Raw genomic sequence first — 18,933 nt, forward strand, 5'->3', positions numbered from 1 at the left:
CGCGCCGCGGTCAGCCTGGGCGCTTCTCCCGCTGCATCCGCTTCGCCACCTGCTCCACCTCGCCCAACACCCGGAGCAGGTTGCCGCTCCAGATTTTGCCGATCTGTTCCTCGGAATAACCGCGCCGCACCAATTCGAGCGTCACGTTGAAGGTCTCCGACGCCGAACGCCAGCCGTTCACGCCGCCGCCGCCGTCGAAGTCGGAGGCGATCCCGATGTGGTCGATGCCGATCAGCTTCACGGCGTAGTCGATGTGATCCACAAACTCCTTGACGCTGGCAGGCGTCTCCTGCGGATAGCGTCGGTTGTTGATGTCCTCCTGCCGTGACAGGTAGGCGTTCCGCTTTTCCTCGGGCAACGCGGTGATCGCAGCACTGATCTGCTGGAAGCCGGTGGCCGTGATCCCGAATTCCTTGCGAAGATCTGCGATGGCGTCCGCGCGCAGGGCATCACGTGCGGGATCGCACTTCACATAGCCGGTGAACGCCACCAGCTGCGCGACGCCGCCGTTCTTCGCCAGGGCCTTGAGTTGCTCGTCGTCGAGATTGCGGGAGACGTTGCAGATGGCGCGGACGCCGGAGTGCGACGCGATGATCGGCGCCCTCGTGATCTGCAGCGTCTGCATCATCGATTCCTTCGACGGATGGGAGATGTCGATCATCATCCCGACCCGGTTCATCTCGGGAATGACCTGCTTCCCGAGTGGCGAGAGGCCGTGCCACATCCAGACGTTATCGCGTTCGCCGGTGTTGGAATCACTCAGCTGGCTGTGGCCATTGTGGGCGAGCGACATGTACCGGCCACCAAGGTCGTAGAAGCGCTGGACGTTGGTGATATCGGTTCCCATCGAAAAGCCGTTCTCGATGCCGATGAAGATCACCTTTCGTCCGCTGGCATAGATGCGCCGCGCATCCTCGGCAGTGAGCGCCAGTCCCGCCTTGGTGGGGGCGATCTCCTCGGTCAGGCGGTGAATCGCCTTGAACTTTTCCATCGCCTGGGCATTGGCCCGCGCAAAGCCGGCGCTGTCGAGTTGCGGCGATTGGCCCACATACACGATCAGGAAGGCAGCATCGAGTCCTCCCTCCTCCATCTTGACCAGGTCCACCTGCGTGCGCGGCAGCTTCTGCGAGTAGTTCAGCGTGTCCTTCTTGAAGTTGCCCGGGGCGATGTCCACGTGGGTGTCGAGCGTCATCACCCGCTGATGAATCGCCCGGGCCTTTGCCATCTGCGCCTCCTCGGCGGCCGGCGCCGCCGCGGCCGACGTCGCCGGTCGAGGATTGCCGCCGCACGCCGCCAGCCCGATCGCTACCGCACTCCACTGCCAGCCCCGCACTCCGCGCTTCGTCATCGGCTCCGTTCCCTCAAGAGAAGTGTGCTGTTCGGTGCTACTGTGCTGGCGCCATTTTCCAGAACGCAATGCCGCCGGCCTGCTGTCCCACATCGACCGTGGCGACCCGCACCAGGGCACGCAAGTCGTAGACATCGACCTTCCCCGGTGCCGCGCCCACGCCTTCGCTGCTGACAAAGGCGTAACGGGAATCCGGGGAAATGGCGACACCATTGGTCACCGTCGTTGAACTCTTCGCCTGCAGCACCGAGTTGCCCGTGGCGAGGTCGAACACCTGAAAGGCCCCGCCCTGCTTGAGCGTGGCGACCAGCAGCTTGCCATCCGGCGAGACGGCGAGATTGTACGGCCCGCGTCCGGTAGTGATCCGCCGGCTGATCGTCCACGAGCTGCGATCGACTTCCACTATTACGTCGGCCTTGTTGCACGCGACGAAGATGTGCGAACCGTCGGCGGAGGGCTGAGCCCAGGTCGGCGAGCAGCTCGCGGGCGGCATCGTCGCCGGCGCCGTGGTCGTGTGCTGCATTGCCGCCATGTCGTGACCCGCCATCGCGGCGGAGAGTGGCCCTTCCTTCCCCTTGGCCAGACTGAAGCGACGACTCACCGCGAAGGTGCGGGTATCGATCTCGACCAATTGATCGTCCATCATGCAGCCGGAGTATTGCGCCAGTCCATCCGGCGTGACCCGGCTGCCGTGCGGCATGGTGCAGGTCGTGGTGCGGGCGACCTCGGTATTGGTCGGGGTGTAGATCACCGAGATCGAGGAGGGCACCATCTCGCCGTGCAGGTTGAAGTTGGCGACGAACGCGTAGAGTCCGTCGGGCGAGAGATCAAGGGAGGCGGGAAACAACCCCAGTGGGATTCCGGGACCCACGAGGGTGTCGGGGCCCAGCGCGAAGCGCCAGTATTTTCCATCGGGCGCCCCGTGCCCCGTCGTCATATGGAGGAATTTGCCGTCACGGGAAATCTGCAGGCCGTGGGGTCCTTCCATCTCGGTCACGATCTCGCCGACCGCCGTCGTCTTCTCGACCACGAAACCGCCGGGCCCGAAGCGGAGGCGGTGGATGAGATCGGCCGATTCAGCCCCCACGTAGACCCAGTAGTTCGCCGTGGGCGGCGACGCGGCGGGCTGCTGCGCACTCGCGCTGACGAAGGAATGCGTCAGCAGGGTGACAATGCGAAGGGTGGTGTTCCACGGCTTGCGAGGAAGGTTCGTGCGGACCATACTCTCCACATCCCTGAATGCTGATGATGTTCATCCTGGTCTGCGCGCCGCCCGGCACGCGTCGACCGCCCCGCGACAGAGGAACGATGTCATGAACGTAACGTCCGCTCGTCCGTTCGTCAGGCGCAGTACACGCAGCATCGCCCTGATGACCTGTCTCGTCGGGTCTGTCGCAGCCCAGCAGCCGGCACCTCCGCCGGCGATCCAGGTCGATCATCTGGTGGCGGAGCCGGCCTCGCTGACCATCAAGGCGGGCCAGGTCACGCCGCTGAAGGTGACCGCCTTTGATGCCAAGGGTGCGGTGATCCCGAATCCGTCGCTGCGCATCAGCGGACCTCGCAACGCCCTCCGCATCGGCAATGGCGAAGTGACCGGGACATTGGCCGGCTCCTACGAAATCATTGCGATGGTTGTGGCCACGGGGACCACGCCCGTGGCGATTCGCATTCCAGTCAAGGTGACCTGGCCAGCGATCGAAAAGGTCGCACTCACCGCAGACGCCGGGCGCCTTTACACCGGCGTGGCGTTGAGTCATCATGCGGCCGCCCTCCACGCCGACGGTAGCGCGCGCCCCGCCAGCACCGTGAACTGGAGCTGGAAGAGCAGTGCGCCCGCGATCGCGTCCGTCGACCGTTTCGGCACCGTCACCGGCCTCAAGCCCGGGGTCGTGACCATTACCGCCGAGGCAGAGGGAGCCCGCGGAAGCCAGCGATACGCGGTCGCGGCGAATCCGGTGACGACACTCGCGATCCAGATCCAGGACACCTCGTTCCGGACCGGTGATGTCGTCCACCTGAAGGCGAGTGCGCGCGGCGCCAACGGTGCCGCGATTGCCGACGCACCGGTCACCTGGAGCTACACCTACGTGCCCGACGACTCGATCGCCGCGCCGGGTGCCACCGGTGTCATTGATCGCGGACTCTTCACCGCGGAGGTGCCGGGTCGCTACACCCTGCTCGCGACGACCGGCTCGGTCACGGCACGGCGGGCGTTTGAAGTGAAGCCGCGCGATGTCCGCCGGAAGATCACGGCGACCGGCCGTGGCAACATCACCAACGTCCACACCTCCGACCTGTGGCCCTGGACCGGCAAGGATGGTCGCGACTACGCCATCGTCGGCACCTGGGGTGGCGATGGCTACGCGATGATCATGGATATCAGCGATCTCAACAACATCCGGAAGGTCGACTCAGTCCACGTCGATGCCCGTACCATCAATGACGTGACGGTGTCACCCGATGGCCGCTACGGTGTGATCGCCCGGGAGGGCGCGTCGAACCGGGTCAACGGCGTTGTCATCCTCGATCTCGCCACCCCGGCGCATCCGAAGATCGTCTCGACCTTCGATCAGGAGCTGACGGGCGGCGTGCACAACATGTTCGCCACCAATGACTACCTCTTCGCGATCTCCGGCGGCGACAAGTATGTCATCATCGACGTCCGCGACATCACCAAGCCGAAGTATGTCAGCGAGTACAATCACCCCGACTCGCGCATCCACGACCTCTGGGTCTACAACGGCATCGCCTACTCGGCCGAATGGGGCACCGGGATCGTGGCGGTGGATGTCGGCAACGGCAAATACGGTGGGACGATCGAGCATCCCAAGCTCATCAACACCTATCCCACCACCAGCGGCGGGACCCACGAGGTCTACCCGTACTTCCAGCAGAAGACAGGGAAGCTCTACCTCTTCCTGGGCGATGAGATCATGTCACGGCAGGGGAAAGTCTGGGAAGGAACGAACTACGACCTGATGAAGAAGGGAGGCGTACCGCAGACCTCAGGCGGGTACACGCATATCATCGACTTCACCGACCCGATGCATCCGGTGAACATCGCCCAGTATCACCAGGAGGAATTCGGCACCCACGACATCATCGTCGAGGACGACGTGCTCTATCAGGCGTATTACGACGGCGGCATTCGCGTCGTGGACGTCTCCGGAGAACTGGTGGGCAACCTCGCGACCCAGGGCCGCGAGATTGCCGTGTTCAAGTCCTTCGATCCGGATGGCTACACGGCCAATGCGCCGTTCGTCATGAACGCCATGCCCTGGAAGGGGCACATCCTCTTCACCGACTTCAATTCCGGCCTCTGGTCGGTGAAGCTCGAACCGAAGAAGGGACTGGTCCCCTAGGGCTTCGGCGCCTCCGTGGGCGGCTTCTTGTTGAAGTCGCCCGCCTTGACGATGGCGAGTGAATTGGGATCAAGGTATTTCGCCACCGCCGCCTGCAATTGGGCGGCGGTGAGCGCATTGACCTTCGCCTCGAGCTCCGCCGTCTTCGCGAAGTGCCGGCCCAGGAAGAGGTTGCTGGCGAGGGTGCCGGCGAGGGCACCATCGCTGGCGCGCCGAAGCTTGGCATTCTGTGTCCATCCTTCCTTCGCCTTGGCAATCTCTTCGGCAGTGAACCCATCCTTCGCGGCGCGCTCCATCTCTTCCTTGAATGCCTTCTCCAGCTTCTCGCGATTCTCCGGCGCGTAGATGGCGTAACTCATCCAGTTGCCAACCGTGTCGGTGGCCGAGGCGTTGAAGAACGACCCCACACCGTAGGAGAGCCCGTCCTTCTGGCGGATCCGGGTCGCCAGTCGCGAATTGAGGAACCCGCCGCCAAGCATGTAGTCGGCCAGCACCATGGCGGCGTAGTCGGGCGAGTCGTCGCGCATCGGGATCGTCTTCCCCGCCACGAACATCGCGTTCGCCTTGTCGGGAGTATCGAGCTTCAGATCGAGCGGCGCGGAGGTACGCGTCGGAGTTGCGATCCGCGCGTAGCGGGCCGGACTCTTCCAGCCGTCGAGACCAGCGGCCAGCAGCGCCTTCACTGAATCGGGATCGAAATCGCCCACCACGGCGATTTCCCCCGTCGACGCGCCATAGAAGCCGCGATAGAAGGCCTTCGCCTCGTCGAGTGTCGCAGCCTTCAGGTCGGCGAGTTGTTCGTCAAGGGTGCCGTTGTAGTTCGGGTGTCCCTTCGGGAAGGGCGAGAGATGCCGCTGCAAGGTCATGATCGCCTGCATCTGCGGCTCCGAACGCTGTGACTCAAGGCCGGTGATGTTTTCAGTCTTGAGCAGCTCCCATTCCTTGGCATCAAACCGCGGCGTGCGCAACATCTCGATGGCCAGCTTCAAGGCGTCAGCGAAGTTTTCCCGCTTCGCCGTGATCGACGCCGAGGCGGACGTGGCGCCACCGCTGACGAACACCTGGGACTTGCTCCGGTTGAGCTCGTCGGTGATTTCCTGGCGGCTCCGCTTCTCGGTGCCGCGCATCAGCATCTGACCGGCGAGGTCCGGGGCGGCCCCCTTGTTCATCAGGCTCTGTTCGCTGCCGAACCGAAGCGTGATCGTCGCTGACACGGTGGTGCCGCGCGTCTTCTTCGGCAGAAACGCCAGCTGGAGGCCGCCGGGGAGCCGGGACGTCTTCGTGCGCGCATCAATGTTGGCGGGCGAGGCATCGAACGCCTCTCCGGCCGCCAGCGTGCTGTCGCCCTTGTAGTTCTTCACCAGCGCCAGCACATCCGGCGTGGCCGGCATCTCCGAGCGATCCGGCTTGGCGTCGGGAATGAACACCCCAACAGTCCGGTTCGACGGCTTGAGGTAGGCCCGCGCGACCCGACTCACATCTTCGGCCGTGACCTTCCGGATCGCATCGCGATTCACGTACAACATCCGCCAGTCGCCCATCGACGCCCATTCGGAGAGCGAGAGCCCGACCGATGCGGAGTTGGTGAGTTGCAGTTCGATGCCGCGCAGGAGCGTGGCCTTGCCGCGTTCGACCTCCTCACTGGTTGCAGGCGCCTTTTGCACCAGGGAGTCGACGGCCGCGAGGATGGCATCGCGCGCCGCCGCCACGTCATCCTCCTTCTTGACTTCGGCCTGCGCAATCAGGACACCGGGTTCCCGCAGCTGGAAGTTGAAGGCGAAAACGTTGGCGGCCTTCTTCGTCTCAACAACCGCGCGATAGAGTCGACCCGTGGACTCCGCACCGAGGACGTCGGCGAGGACATCGACGGCGGCGAAATCGGGGTGCGACCCAGCGGGCACGTGCCAGGCCACCACCACCGACTGCACATCGCCCACGCGTCGGAGCGTGACCGTCCGCTCACCATCCTGTGTCGGGTCGAGCGTATAGGTCGGCCAGATCTTGTATTCGCCGTCACGCTTAGGTCGCGGCAGCCGGCCAAAGGTCTGCTGCACCAGCCGCAGTGCGGTGGCCGGCTCGAATTTGCCGGCAACCACCAACACGGCATTGTCGGGCTGGTAGTACTTGCGGTAGAACGCCTGGAGTCGCTCGATCGGAACGTGCTCGAGGTCGGCCTTCGAGCCAATGGTGCTCTTGCCATAGTTGTGCCAGAGGAAGGCGGTCGAAAGCACCCGTTCCTGCAGCACGCTCCCCGGATCGTTCTCGCCCGATTCGAATTCGTTGCGGACGACCGTCATTTCACTCTCGAGATCCTTTTTCGCCACGTACGAATTGACGAGCCGGTCGGCCTCGAGGTCGAGGGCCCACGTGAGGTTGGCATCGGATGCGGGGAAGGTCTCGAAATAGTTGGTCCGATCAAACCAGGTGCTGCCGTTCGGTGACGCGCCGCGCTCCGAAAGTTCCTGCGGAATGTTCTTGTGCTTCGGGGTGCCCTTGAAGACCATATGCTCGAGGAGGTGAGCCATCCCGGTCTCGCCGTATCCTTCGTGCCGCGACCCGACCAGCACCGTCAGGTTGACGGTGGCGGTGGGCTTCGAAGCATCCGGAAAGAGCAGCACCTTGAGCCCGTTGCTCAACGTGTATTCGGTGATGCCCTCCACGGTGGCGCCTTTCACTGGCGCCGTTGCGGCCCTCGAGGCAGCTGGAGCCGGACGCTGTGCCGCAAGCGCGAAGGGGAAGCCGAAACTCAGGATCGCCGACACGACACGCCGCATTCGAAGCCTCCTTCAGGGAGAAATTGGTTCCGCTTTCTGCCACTGCATTCGATCCGCGAGCCGTTCCGCCGCTGCTCGCCCACCGCGCATTGCCTCACCCAAGGCCAGTCCGTCATGCCATCCACCCGCGAAGACCAGCCCGGGCGTCTCCGCCTCGAGCGCAGCGACCGCCGCGAGCCTGGCACCGTGGCCGGCGACCGCCTGCGGCTGGCTTGCTGGCCAGTAGGCCACCGACTCGAACACCGGCGGCGCCGCAGCGCCGACGAGCTCCCGGAGTTCAGCGTGCACGAGGTCGACGAGTTCCGCTGCAGGACGCTCGACCAGCTCTGCGCGACGCGCGCCACCCACGAAGCTGGTCAACAGGACGTGATCGTCCGGCGCCCGGCCGGCGAAGAGTGACGACACAAAAAGGGTTCCCAGAATATTCCGCCGTTCGGCAAACGGCGCCAGCATGCCATAGCCATCGAGCGGATGCGACACGTCGGCGCGTCGAAAACCCAGCGAGACGGTGGCAAGCGAAGCGTGCGGTGCGGCGGCGATCGCCGAGAGGATTTCTCCGCCGGGGATTCCGACACGAAGCGCCCGGAAGGCCCCTGCAGGAACCGCCATCACGACGCCCTGGACTCGCTCACGTTGTCCATCGGCTGTCGCGACGTCGAATTCTGCGCCGTGGGCTTCGATCGAGGAGACCGTTACACCGGTCCGGATGACGCTGCCGAGTCGTGCGGCGAGATGCGCTGGCAGTTCCTCGAGCCCTTCAGGGCACGACCAGACACCGCTGGCCCCGCCACGCGACCTTCCGGCCTTGCGTCGCGCCTCCATCCCGGCCCGCATCGAGCCACGCAGCAGCGAACCGCCCGCCTGTTCCCATTCCACCAGGCGCGGGAAGGCGTAGCGCATCAAGACCTGCGCCGGATCTCCCGCGCTGGCACCACCGATCAGCGGGTCGAAGACGCGCTCGGCCATTTCGTCGCCCAGGCGTCGGCGCACGAAGGCGTCGACCGATTCCTCCGCATTTGGAAGCGCTGCCTTGACGAATGGTTCCTTGAGTAGTCGCATACGGCCGGCGGTCGAAAGGACTGGCCACGAAATCAGTTCGCCCGCAGACTTCGGCACCGGGACCAGCGCACCCTGATGGACCAGGAAGCGACGGGCGTTGCGCGGATCAGCGCGAAGTGTGCGCGATCCGAGTCCGGCCTGGTCGAGCAGCGTGCGCACTGCTGGCTCGGGTTCCGCGAGAGTGTTGGGTCCCGACTCGGCGATCCAGCCGTCGCGATGGACGGTGGCAATGACGCCGCCCACGCGCGGCGACGCTTCGAGCAGGACGACGTCGATGCCCCGGTCGCGGAGCTGGAGCGCCGCGAGCAGACCCGCGACGCCGCCACCCACGACGACCACCCGGGGATTGTTCACGCTGGGATTCTCGCCGTTCGGGTCAGCCCGGCCTCACGGCGCGGGCACGATGGTGATGCGATACGCCGCCGGATCGAGGAGCGCGAATGACGTTCGATCGGCCGCCTGTTCGACGACCGCAACATACGCACTCGCCCGCGCGATGTCGGGAACGTCGATGGTCGCGACGATGCCCGCGGTGACATCACCGACGAGGAGCAGATGCGTCCCCGAGCCGTCCGCCTGACGAACGACCTCGAGATTCCCCGCCGGATGGACGGTGCTCACGGTGCCACCACTGATGACCACAACCAGCGCGCCGTCGTTCGCATTGGGTGTGGTGAGTTGCAGGGTGAGCGTCCCGGGTCTTGCGGGTGCGATGGCTTCACCGCCGCACGCCGCGGCGAAGAGCGAGAGGAGGAGGAGCCCGTATCGCCGCGTCATCGCGTTACCCCGCCATGGCTGCCGAGACGAAGGAGTGCCGCCGGCACTCGCTGGCCGGTACGCCTGAGCCAGGCGAGGTAGTCGCCGACGTCGAAGGTGCCGTTGCGATTACCTGTCGCATCGAGATAGCGGCTCGCCGCGGGATCGAGCGGGGTTCCGCCGAGTAGCGCTCGTGCAGCAGCCGACGCGTCCACGGAGGCAATGCTCACAAAGTCGGCCACCAGATCGAAGGGGTGATTCATCGGCAAGTCGAGCACCGGCGCGGCCGTGGTCGTATCGCCGCGCCAACCGAGGAATTCCACTCCGACTGGGACAGTAGCGGTCACCCGCACCACGGTGCCGACATCCGCGAAGATGCCCGCCGCCGGATCGCCAGGGAGCGACACGGAGAGGGTACCTGGGCCGGTCAAGAGCAGGCGCACCCGGTGCGCGAGGGCGAAATCCGCGAAGAGGGTGTCGGGAGGCCCCGCACGCGCGATAACCTGATGGACGCGGGCACCACCGTCACTCCAGCGGAGGAACCGCGCCCCACTCCGGCCGTCTGCCGTCGTCTGCACTTCATCAGCGGAGAGCGCGAGCGTATCCCCGGTTGCAAATATTTCCGAAATGCTCGGCGCGAGAAACTCGTTTACGCGAACTTTGGCGAGCGGAGTGCGGGAGGCGATGAGCGACGCCGCGCGACGGACGTAGCGGAAGCGGAGCCGGCCGTCGGCGAAGGTCGTGATGCCATCGATCCGGATGCCGAGGGGCGCACCACTGAAGTCGACAGCCGGGGCAGCTCCCATCAGCCCGAAATCGCGGTTCAAGCTGTTCCCGGGGAAAGGATCCCCTGCATCGCCGCGATTCTTCACCCCGCTGATGTTCGAACGCAGCTGGTTGCGGCCGTCAGCCTGCATCAGCGAGAGCCCCTGATGCGCCCCGGTGTTGACGGTATTGGAGAAACGCCCGGCATCGATTCGCGGATCATCCACGAGCCAGATCAGGAGTCCGGGGCCCTTGGGACGCACGAACGCCGGATTCATCATCGCGGTGTCGGTCCCTTCTCGCTGGCGATTCTCGATCAGTAGATAGCGATCGGGGGAAGCCGTTGAGGCATAGAAGACCGTGTCGCTCGATTGCACCGCGGCCGTGGTCGTGGTTCGCGTGCTCGAGACCGTGTCGACCACGACCCAACCGAGCTGCGAAAGTGACCAGGCATCGAAGGAGCCCGGCGAGTACGGACGGGCGTAGTTCCCGCTGCCCATCAGGCCCCACTCACCAATACCCTCAGTACCGGACGTGGCGTCAGTGTCGTACAGATCGGGGAGGCCGAAGGCGTGACCAGTTTCGTGTGCCACGGTGCCGATCGGCATGATCTGCCCCGGCGTACAGGCGGTGTTGCCTCCCTCCGCTGACTGGATCGAGTAGCCATTGACGCGAAGGAACTGCCCAGGAATTGTCGCACCACCGGCACTGCGTCGCGGCGTGCGGGTGACGTACGATTGTCCCCCGGTCCAGCCGGCGATTCGGTAGCGGTGGGCCCAGATGGCTGTCGTACCGCACGCGCCGTCGACCTTGGGCTGCAGGAAAGTGACCAGGTCGACAGTGCCATCATCGTCGCCGGAGTTGGGCAGCCCGTCCGGCCCGTCATTGTCGAAGCGATTCCACACGGTATCGCCGCCGGCACCGAGGGAGACCGAATCGAGGGCACTGATCAGCAAGTCCGCCATCCGGGACCGAGCCCGGGTCGGGCAAGGCGCCAGTACGCCGATGCCGTTGCAGGTGTCCTCATACCACGACGCCGAGCTATCGACCCTGATCCAGTCAAACACCGCTCCGTCGAGATTCACCAACCCGCGGGACTGCGCCTGGTAGAAACTGCGGAGACTCCACGGCCGCGTGGACGGCGCGGCGGCGAAGAGCAGGTCCTGATAGAGCGGTGCAACGAAAGCCGGGTTGACGTCGCGGAACGTGATCGGAATGACCGGAACGAAGTAGTTCCCGGAGACCGCGGGCCGCGCGCTCCCTGGTGTATTGAGACGTGAGAACGCCCCCTGGCTGAGCAGCATCCGACGGGCGGCGAGCACTCGCTGGCCCTGTGTCCGCCAGCCCCCATCCTGGGGCAGGTCGAAGCCACGGACCTCGAACTCGCCAAGGCGGGCACGCGGCCACTGGGCGCCAGCCGGGCTCCCCCACCCGGGAAGGGTCAGCAGCGCCAGCACCATCCCTTGCAGTAGCGGACGCCGGGGGCGCCCCGGAGCGGATTTACCTTGTGTCGGTGGGGGGGGGGTCATAGTTTCATCACTTGGCTAATTGCAAACTTGGGGGTATTCCTGCCCAAGATCCACCCGTGCTCTGTGAGGGCCCGTGGCTGAAACGCTCCAGACCCAGGTGGCACTCTTCGACAAGTGCCGGAACTTCACCCAGGCGCGCGAAATCCAGGCCGCCGGGTTGTACCCGTACTTCAAGCCGATTTCGGAGTCGGAAGACACCGTCGTCGTCATCGAAGGGAAGAAGCGTATCATGCTGGGCTCGAATAATTACCTCGGGCTCACGCACCATCCTCAGGTTCTGGAAGCCGCCGAGAAGGCGCTGCACCGCTACGGTGCAGGCTGCACCGGCTCCCGTTTCCTGAACGGCTCGCTGGACCTCCACGAGCAGCTGGAATCCTCCCTGGCCAGGTTCCTGGGGAAGGAAGCCGCCCTGGTCTTCTCGACCGGCTACGGCGCCAACCTCGGGTTGATCTCCGGCTTGCTCAAGCGCAAGGAAACCGTCTACCTCGACAAGCTCGATCACGCCTGCATCGTGGACGGCGCCCGCCTCTCGTATGGCGAGACGCAGCGCTTCGATCACGGCGATCTCGAGCAACTCAGCCGGCTGCTGGAGCAGAACACGAGCGGGTACGGCACCATGATCATGGTCGATGGCGTCTACTCGATGGAAGGCGATATCGCCGACATCCCGGAACTGTCGCGGATCGCCAAGCGCTTCGGGGCCGCCCTCGCGGTGGATGATGCCCACGCGCTCGGCGTGCTGGGACCCAACGGGCAGGGCACCGGGTCACATTGGGGACTGCAGGACGAGATCGACATTGTCGCCGGCACCTTCTCGAAGTCGCTGGCATCGGTCGGTGGCTTCGTTGCTGCCGACGAGTCGGTCATTCATTACCTCAAGCACCACTCGCGGCCGTTCATCTTCACGGCATCGCTTCCACCGGCCAACACCGCGGGCGTGCTCGCGGCCCTCGAGGTGATGCAGCAGGAACCGTGGCGTCGCGACGCGCTCTGGGCCAACGCCCGTCGGCTGCGCGATGGGTTCCGGCACCTCGGCTTCGAAATCGGCCCCACCGAAACACCGATCATTCCGGTGCTCATCGGACCGCTCGAGACGACCTTCGTCTTCTGGCGGAAGCTGTATGACGCGGGCGTCTTCACCAATCCGGTGGTTCCGCCCGCCGTGCCGCCCTCCCAGTGTCGCCTGCGCACCAGCGTCATGGCGACCCACACACCGGCGCAGATCGATCAGGCACTCGACGCGTTCGGCACCATTGGCAAGGAGTTGGGGGTCATCTGAACAACGCGCCGGCTATCCGGCGCGTCGAGTCGCCGAAGGATCTCGGTCAATTCATCGACTTGCCGTATCGCCTGCACCGGCGGGACCTCAACTGGGTCCCGCCGTTTCGCGCTGAGGTCAAGAAGCTGCTCGATCGCGCCAGCAATCCGTTCTTCCAGCACGCCGAAGCCGACTATTTCATCGCCGAACAGGACGGCGAGGTCGTGGGCCGCATCGCGGCGATCTCGAATCGGCTCCACAACGAGGTCCATCACGACAAGGTGGGCTTCTTCGGATTCTTCGAGTGCATCAATGACTTCCGCGTGGCGGCGGCGCTTCTCGACACCGCGTCTGCCTGGGTGCGAGCACGCGGGTTCGATACCATCCGGGGGCCGATGTCGTTCTCGGTCAACGATGAATGCGGCCTGCTGATCGACGGATTCGACACGCCGAACACGTTGATGATGCCGCACAACCCGCCCTACTATCTCACTCTGCTCGAGACGGCCGGCTTCACCAAGGCCAAGGACATGGTCTGCCTCGAAGGTGGCTCGCTGAAGGCACCGGTCACGCCGCCCGAACGGACGGCGCGCGCAGTCGAGCTGCTGAAGAAGCGCTACGGCCTCACGATGCGTTCGCTTGACATGAAGCGGTTCGCCGACGAGGTCGCGCTCATCAAGAAACTCTACAACGCCGGCTGGGAACAGAACTGGGGTTTCATCCCCATGACTGACGCGGAGATCGACAACCTCGCGACGCAGTTCAAGCCGGTCGTGATTCCGTCAATCATTCCGTTCGTCGAGAAGGATGGCGTGCCGATCGCATTCGGCCTCGGCCTCCCCGATCTCAATGAGGCGCTGCGTGACAATCGCGGCGGAGGGATGTTTCCGGCGGCCCTCACGATGATGTGGAAGCTGAAGACCAGGAAGATCACCCGGGCGCGCATTCCGCTGCTGGGCATCCTCCCGGAGTGGCGCGGCAAAGGGATCGACTCGGCGCTGTACCACTGGATCTGGAGCAAGGCGGCGGAAGTCGGCATCGGCTGGGGTGAGGCGGGCTGGCTGCTCGAGGACAACCCAGGAATCATTCAGGGACTGTCGAAGGCCGGCTTCACGCCTTACAAGACATATCGCGTGCTCGACCGCGCCACGTGAGGGCCCTCGTCACGGGCGCGACCGGCTTCGTCGGCGGGCACTTGGTGGATCAACTGCTCGAGCGTGGTGACACTGTCACCGCGCTCGTTCGTTCTCCGGCCCGCGCAGCCAGCGCCGCGTCCCGCGGTGTGCGGCTCGTGCCAGGTGATCTTGGCGACCTCGACGCACTTCGTCAGGCGACACGCGATCAGGATGTGATCTATCACGTCGCAGCATTGACCGGCGCAGTGGACGAGGCCGAGTTCATGATGGCGAACCGCGACGGCACCGCGAACCTCGCCAGGGCTGCCGTGGCAGCGGGCGGGGCCGCCCGCTTCGTCCTGGTGTCATCGATGGCTGCCGGCGGCCCGTCGCGACGTGGTGTCCTCAAGGAAGCCGATGGACACGACCAGCCGGTGACGATGTACGGTCGCAGCAAGCTGGCATCGGAACTGGTGCTGCGAGGCGAGCCGCTCTCGTGGACGATCCTCCGGCCGCCCACGGTGTACGGACCGCGCGACCGCGAGAACCTGCTCACGGTGTTCAAGGCCGCCCGGCTCGGCGTCGCCCCGGTCTTTGGCGATGGTTCCATGGAACTCTCGATCATTCACGTCGCCGACCTCGCGGATGCAATCATCCGGGCCGGGAGCACCGCCGGACTCGACCACCGGGTCTTCTACGTGAACCACCCTGACGTGATTACCAGCGCCTCACTGGTCCGCACCATCGGCGCGGAGATGGGAAAGGATGTCACCCTGCTCCCGATCCCGGAGTGGGTCGCCCGTACGGCGCTCAATGCCACCGGTCTCTGGGCGCGAGCGCTGCGCCGAAAGACCATCCTCCGCGCCGACAAGGCGAACGAGTTCTACCAGGAGGCGTGGACCGGCAATCCGGTGGCCTTCAGCGCCGCCACCGGATGGACGCCCCGATGGGCACTGGGCGACGGCATTCGTGACACCGCGGCGTGGTACCGCGAGGCGGGATGGCTCTGACATTCGCCGCACCGCGCTGGCGACTCGTCGATCGCCTGCTGGCCGGGTATGGCGTGCTGGTGGCGACGATCGCCCTCACGCGGATCACCCAGCGGGGCATGGGGCTGTTGTTCGCCGCGCATCTCGGTGTCGCGCTGCTTGCCTGGCTGGCCGCGCACGCCCCAGAGAGTTCGACGGGTCGCTTTCTGCGGACGAGCTATCCGTTGATCCTGCTCACGGCGCTCTACTCCTCGATTGACGCATTGAACGGCTTCGGCGCGGCGACGACGCACGATGGCGCACTGCAACGTCTCGAGTCGAGCTGGTTCGGCGGCCAGCCAAGTCGTGACTGGTGGCGACAGGCACCGAGCGTGTTCTGGTCGACCGTGCTCCACGCGGTGTACTTCTCGTACTACCTCATCGTCCCGATTCCCGCGCTCTTCTTCCTGTTCACTCGCCGGCTCGCCGTGCTGGAGCAATATCTCAACGGCGTGATGGCGACATATCTCTGCTGTTACCTCTGCTACATCCTCTTCCCTGTTGCCGGACCGTACTACGAATTTGCGCGCCCTGCGGGGAGCTTCGTGGCCAACGGACCGGCCCGACTCGTGTATGCCACACTCGCCCGGGGAAGTGCATTCGGCGCCGCCTTTCCATCTTCCCACGTCGCGGCCACGGTCGCGGCCACGGTCGGTGCGTGGTTCGGCTCGCGACGGCTGGCGATGGTCATCGCCGTGCCAACCGCGATGCTCGCGGTTGGCGTGGTGTACTGTCAGATGCACTATGTCATCGACAGCGTCGCGGGCGTCGCGGTCGGGATCTCGGTGCCGCTGCTGGTGATGCGGAGGGTGGCGTAGGAGTCGACGCCTGCGCCCCCGGGACAAGCAAAGCAAAGCGGGCGATGCAAGTGCATCGCCCGCTCTGTTCGTTCAGATCCCCATTCGACCGCGCGAGCGCGGTCGCTACGGGTTATTGAACGGTGATCATGCCGTGCATCCCCATCGCCATGTGCGGGGTGCAGGTGAAGTGGTAGGCACCCACCGGCGCGCCAGCGAACGAAACGACGAGCGAATCGCCCGGCGCCGCGATCAGGGCAGACGAGAGCGGACCCATCTTGTCGGCGATCGCCGCATCAAGAATGGCCTCTGCGCCAGCCGGAATGCTGTCGGACTTGAACGCCACGTTGTGCGGGCCGCCCGAGACGTTCTTGAACACCACCACATCGCCCGCCTTGATCGTCAGGTCGGCCGGCGAGAACTTGTAGGTGGTGCCTTCCTGCATCATCTGAACTTCATGCCGGGCGCCAGTCGCCGCCGCAGCCGGAGCCGCCACAGGGGCCGCAGCCGTCGTGGTATCCGCCGAAGTTTCCTTCTTCTCACCGCCGCACGCCGCCAGCACCAGCGCGACACCGGCCACGATTGCAGAAACGCGCATTCTTGTCTTGCCTCATCCCTGGTGATGTTTGTCGTCGAAACTGCCCCCCGGCAGCACCGGCTCCCGTCCACCAGGATCTCGGGAAGCTTCAAGAGTAATGCGTGGACGGGTCTCCGCGGTAGTCTGTCTGCTGGCAAATCCCGCCGAGGGCGCTAGTTTCCGGCCGCGCGCGCCCTGTTGACCGCACCTCCGCACCAGGAATCCGATGGCTCCACCGCCCTGCCGACGCTTAGGCTCCCAATGCCGCACCCTCAAGGTCACTGCCCGGGCGGCCACGCTTGAGGGCCAGGAGGACCACGATGCAACCTGGTTCTTCGGCCACACCGAGCGGCTTGAGTTCGGTCGGACCTTCGTGGATGATGGCGAGCTCTGGTGCGAGACGACGATCTTCGTGCCCTGCAAGTATCTCGAGGCCGGCGCAGGCAGCGCGGTGCGGTGCGGCGCGCATGGCTTCACTGGGCGCGTTCCGGTGCCTCGTCGCACCGCGGCGCCGCGGCGACTCGGGAAGGACCGCTTCCGTATCGTGGAAAACCGGAAGCTGGTTACCCGCGTCATCCCGCCCCCGACGCCGGTCAAGCGGGCCCTCCCGCTCGCGCCCGATACCAACCCCTGCGCCAAGGCACCCTGCCGGACCGCCGATCATACGCGTCACGCGGCGTGCTGCCGCGACCTTAATGTCGAGATCCGCTGCACTACCGAGGAGACGATGCTCGAGGCGCTGCTGCGCAGCCGGAAGTCTCCTTACCTGTGCAAAGTGGAACGCGAGGACCCCGAGGAAGGGCTCGTGAGCGCCGAGATCATCTCGGCCTGCGATTATCTCAAGGAAGACGGCCTGCATTGCGACCTCCACGGCCGCACCCGAAGCAATGGCGAGCCGGCCAAGCCGCATATGTGTACACATTGGCCTGAAACAAGGACAGGTCTGCATCCGGGGTGCGCCTTCCGGAATCGACGACTTCCTCTGTAAGTTGTTGTAACGCAATATTTTGGACTTGGGTGTGCATGCGGGCCCGGGGTGTGCGTCTACAGGGAAGCATCCCAGACCAAAGAGGACCCGATGGCCTTCGATCTCGAAGGGCTCTACCGGACCACCTACGACGCCGTTGTTCGTTTCCTTTACCGCAAGGTATGGGACGCCGACCGCGCCGAAGATCTCGCGCAGGAAGTTTTCATGCGCGCCCTCGCCCATCAGCCAGAGAAGCCCCGATCCTGGGTCTTCGCCGTCGCCGCGAATATCGCCCGTGATGAAGCGCGTTCGGCGATTCGTCGTCGCAAACATCTGGTTCTGCTGACGCACGAGCCGATCGCCTCGCCGGCGCCACTCGACAATGTCGAAGAAGATCTGGAGCACGAGGAGCAGGAGAATGAAGTCAAGCGCGCACTGGCGACCCTGAGCCCGCGCGATCGCGAAGTACTGTTGCTGTGGGATGCTGGACTCGCGTACCCCGAAATCGCCGAGCAGACCGGTCTCGCGCTGGGCGCCGTGGGCACGACGCTGGCGCGGGCTCGCAAGCGCCTGATTGCCGCACACGATGAACTGGGATCGGAGACCGAACAGGAGCCTCGCCGTGCGTCCGCACGTCCCTGAAGAGGAATTCCACGCCTACGCCGACGGGGAACTGTCGCCGGCACAGCGTGCCGAGATTGCCGAGCACCTGCTCGCTTGCCTGATCTGTCGTTCGATGTACGGCGAGGTGCAGGAAGTGCGGGCGCGGACATCGCGCCTGCTTGCCATTGCATCACCACGCACGATCAAGCGCCCTGCCCTTCCCGGCCGGACCGCGAAGCCGGTTCGCACCTGGATGGGTGGAGTCGCCGCGGCGAGCGTCGCGGTAGTCGGTCTGAGCACCTACCTCGCCCTGCAGCCGGTGCCTGCTGCGACGTCGCCAACGCGGCTCGCTGCGGCATTCGTGGCCCCGGCACTCTTTGCCACCGCCGGTTCCGCCTCGGCCACTACTCCGACCGAGCCTGCGCCATTGACGGCTGAGCAGCGCACGATGACCCTCGCCTCGCGGGCCGTCATCCGGCCGCAGGTTGTCGGTCCGGCGCCAGCGATGCAGGTCGTTCGTCGCTTCCGCCCGGTAGAGCCGCTGGCAGAGATTGATCCGTCGACCGGCTGGGAGTCGCTTTCCTGGGACGCGGCCATGACACTCGCCCACGGCTCGATTGCCCGCCTCGAGGGGTACGCCGTCGCGGCGGTACGGATCCAGCGGTCTGCCAGCGGCGGGCGGCCCACCTTCCTCGTGCGGCACCAGCTCCCCGACGGTCGCTCGCTCTGGGTGGTCGAAGGACAGGTGGATGAAGTCGGCCCGGTGCACCAGCTGCTTGAGGCGAGCGGTCTGTCGATGAGCATCCCGCTCCGCGCGAAGCCCGACTATGTCGGGACCGATGAGGAGCCCAAGCGCACGATCCGGATGGTGACCATTGCGGGCTACCTGCCGAGCGACTCGCTGAATGCGATGATGGGGAAGCTGACGCTGCAGTAACAACAGGGTGATGGATGACAGAAGGATGATGGATGACAGATGACAGATGATGGATGTG

At 65.2% G+C, this 18,933-nt stretch carries 15 protein-coding genes; 8 read left to right on the plus strand and 7 right to left on the minus strand.

Annotated features, from left to right (window positions below; genetic code table 11):
• Nucleotides 1-10: 10 nt before the first annotated feature.
• Nucleotides 11-1,348, minus strand: coding sequence for a dipeptidase (locus V4558_12010; protein MES2306228.1), 1,338 nt, complete (start codon nt 1,346-1,348; stop codon nt 11-13).
• Nucleotides 1,349-1,385: 37 nt separating this feature from the next.
• Entirely contained in the window at nt 1,386-2,570 is a 1,185-nt protein-coding gene (locus V4558_12015; protein ID MES2306229.1) for a YncE family protein, read from the minus strand.
• Between the two features lie 148 nt (nt 2,571-2,718).
• Here V4558_12015 and V4558_12020 point away from each other — a divergent pair, with 148 nt between their 5' ends.
• Nucleotides 2,719-4,710, plus strand: coding sequence for an Ig-like domain-containing protein (locus tag V4558_12020; GenBank protein ID MES2306230.1), 1,992 nt, complete (start codon nt 2,719-2,721; stop codon nt 4,708-4,710).
• Here V4558_12020 and V4558_12025 read toward each other — a convergent pair.
• From V4558_12025 to V4558_12040, 4 genes are read right to left on the minus strand one after another with little or no spacing between them, the layout of a single operon-like run.
• Complete coding sequence (locus V4558_12025; GenBank protein MES2306231.1) at nt 4,707-7,484, minus strand: pitrilysin family protein; 2,778 nt, start codon at nt 7,482-7,484, stop codon at nt 4,707-4,709. The two genes, V4558_12020 and V4558_12025, sit on opposite strands and share 4 nt — an antisense overlap.
• 12 nt (nt 7,485-7,496) lie before the next feature.
• Nucleotides 7,497-8,897 carry a protoporphyrinogen oxidase gene (gene hemG / locus V4558_12030; GenBank protein MES2306232.1) on the minus strand — a complete coding sequence of 467 codons (1,401 nt, stop codon included), beginning with the start codon at nt 8,895-8,897 and terminating at the stop codon, nt 7,497-7,499.
• 33 nt (nt 8,898-8,930) lie between these two features.
• On the minus strand, nt 8,931-9,320 hold the full coding sequence (locus V4558_12035) for a hypothetical protein (protein MES2306233.1): 390 nt from the start codon (nt 9,318-9,320) through the stop codon (nt 8,931-8,933).
• Nucleotides 9,317-11,524 carry a M6 family metalloprotease domain-containing protein gene (locus V4558_12040; protein MES2306234.1) on the minus strand — a complete coding sequence of 736 codons (2,208 nt, stop codon included), beginning with the start codon at nt 11,522-11,524 and terminating at the stop codon, nt 9,317-9,319. The genes V4558_12035 and V4558_12040 overlap by 4 nt, the downstream gene beginning before the upstream one ends.
• Nucleotides 11,525-11,690: 166 nt before the next feature.
• Here V4558_12040 and V4558_12045 point away from each other — a divergent pair, with 166 nt between their 5' ends.
• Genes V4558_12045 through V4558_12060 form a run of 4 tightly spaced genes read left to right on the plus strand, consistent with a single transcriptional unit; the run spans nt 11,691 to nt 15,812 of the window.
• On the plus strand, nt 11,691-12,872 hold the full coding sequence (locus tag V4558_12045) for an aminotransferase class I/II-fold pyridoxal phosphate-dependent enzyme (GenBank protein MES2306235.1): 1,182 nt from the start codon (nt 11,691-11,693) through the stop codon (nt 12,870-12,872).
• Between the two features lie 59 nt (nt 12,873-12,931).
• The gene (locus V4558_12050; protein MES2306236.1) at nt 12,932-14,005 is read left to right on the plus strand and encodes an N-acetyltransferase; all 1,074 of its coding nucleotides are present in this window, start codon (nt 12,932-12,934) and stop codon (nt 14,003-14,005) included.
• Nucleotides 14,002-14,976 carry an NAD(P)-dependent oxidoreductase gene (locus V4558_12055; protein MES2306237.1) on the plus strand — a complete coding sequence of 325 codons (975 nt, stop codon included), beginning with the start codon at nt 14,002-14,004 and terminating at the stop codon, nt 14,974-14,976. The genes V4558_12050 and V4558_12055 overlap by 4 nt, the downstream gene beginning before the upstream one ends.
• A complete protein-coding gene (locus V4558_12060) occupies nt 14,967-15,812 on the plus strand; it encodes a phosphatase PAP2 family protein (GenBank protein MES2306238.1) in 846 nt (281 codons plus the stop codon). The genes V4558_12055 and V4558_12060 overlap by 10 nt, the downstream gene beginning before the upstream one ends.
• Before the next feature lie 112 nt (nt 15,813-15,924).
• On the opposite strand, the gene V4558_12065 is transcribed toward V4558_12060, so the two are convergent.
• The gene (locus tag V4558_12065) at nt 15,925-16,389 is read right to left on the minus strand and encodes a plastocyanin/azurin family copper-binding protein (protein MES2306239.1); all 465 of its coding nucleotides are present in this window, start codon (nt 16,387-16,389) and stop codon (nt 15,925-15,927) included.
• Between the two features lie 205 nt (nt 16,390-16,594).
• Between V4558_12065 and V4558_12070 the strand changes: the two genes are divergently transcribed.
• From V4558_12070 to V4558_12080, 3 genes are all read left to right on the plus strand, one after another.
• A complete protein-coding gene (locus V4558_12070) occupies nt 16,595-17,356 on the plus strand; it encodes a hypothetical protein (protein ID MES2306240.1) in 762 nt (253 codons plus the stop codon).
• Between the two features lie 90 nt (nt 17,357-17,446).
• Nucleotides 17,447-17,977 (plus strand): sigma-70 family RNA polymerase sigma factor, encoded by a 531-nt coding sequence (locus tag V4558_12075; GenBank protein MES2306241.1) that lies wholly within the window; start codon nt 17,447-17,449, stop codon nt 17,975-17,977.
• A complete protein-coding gene (locus tag V4558_12080; protein ID MES2306242.1) occupies nt 17,958-18,875 on the plus strand; it encodes a zf-HC2 domain-containing protein in 918 nt (305 codons plus the stop codon). Before V4558_12075 ends, V4558_12080 begins: the two co-directional genes overlap by 20 nt.
• Nucleotides 18,876-18,933 lie beyond the last annotated feature (58 nt).

The sequence above is a fragment of the Gemmatimonadota bacterium genome, assembly GCA_040388535.1.
Classification (GTDB): domain Bacteria; phylum Gemmatimonadota; class Gemmatimonadetes; order Gemmatimonadales; family GWC2-71-9; genus Palsa-1233.

Coding starts and splice junctions, on each gene's coding strand:
- V4558_12010 (MES2306228.1), bottom strand. CDS start 1,348: ATGACGAAGCGCGGAGTGCGGGGCTGGCAGTGGAGTGCGGTAGCGATC.
- V4558_12015 (MES2306229.1), bottom strand. CDS start 2,570: ATGGTCCGCACGAACCTTCCTCGCAAGCCGTGGAACACCACCCTTCGC.
- V4558_12020 (MES2306230.1), top strand. CDS start 2,719: ATGACCTGTCTCGTCGGGTCTGTCGCAGCCCAGCAGCCGGCACCTCCG.
- V4558_12025 (MES2306231.1), bottom strand. CDS start 7,484: ATGCGGCGTGTCGTGTCGGCGATCCTGAGTTTCGGCTTCCCCTTCGCG.
- V4558_12035 (MES2306233.1), bottom strand. CDS start 9,320: ATGACGCGGCGATACGGGCTCCTCCTCCTCTCGCTCTTCGCCGCGGCG.
- V4558_12040 (MES2306234.1), bottom strand. CDS start 11,524: ATGGTGCTGGCGCTGCTGACCCTTCCCGGGTGGGGGAGCCCGGCTGGC.
- V4558_12060 (MES2306238.1), top strand. CDS start 14,967: ATGGCTCTGACATTCGCCGCACCGCGCTGGCGACTCGTCGATCGCCTG.
- V4558_12065 (MES2306239.1), bottom strand. CDS start 16,389: ATGCGCGTTTCTGCAATCGTGGCCGGTGTCGCGCTGGTGCTGGCGGCG.
- V4558_12070 (MES2306240.1), top strand. CDS start 16,595: ATGGCTCCACCGCCCTGCCGACGCTTAGGCTCCCAATGCCGCACCCTC.
- V4558_12075 (MES2306241.1), top strand. CDS start 17,447: ATGGCCTTCGATCTCGAAGGGCTCTACCGGACCACCTACGACGCCGTT.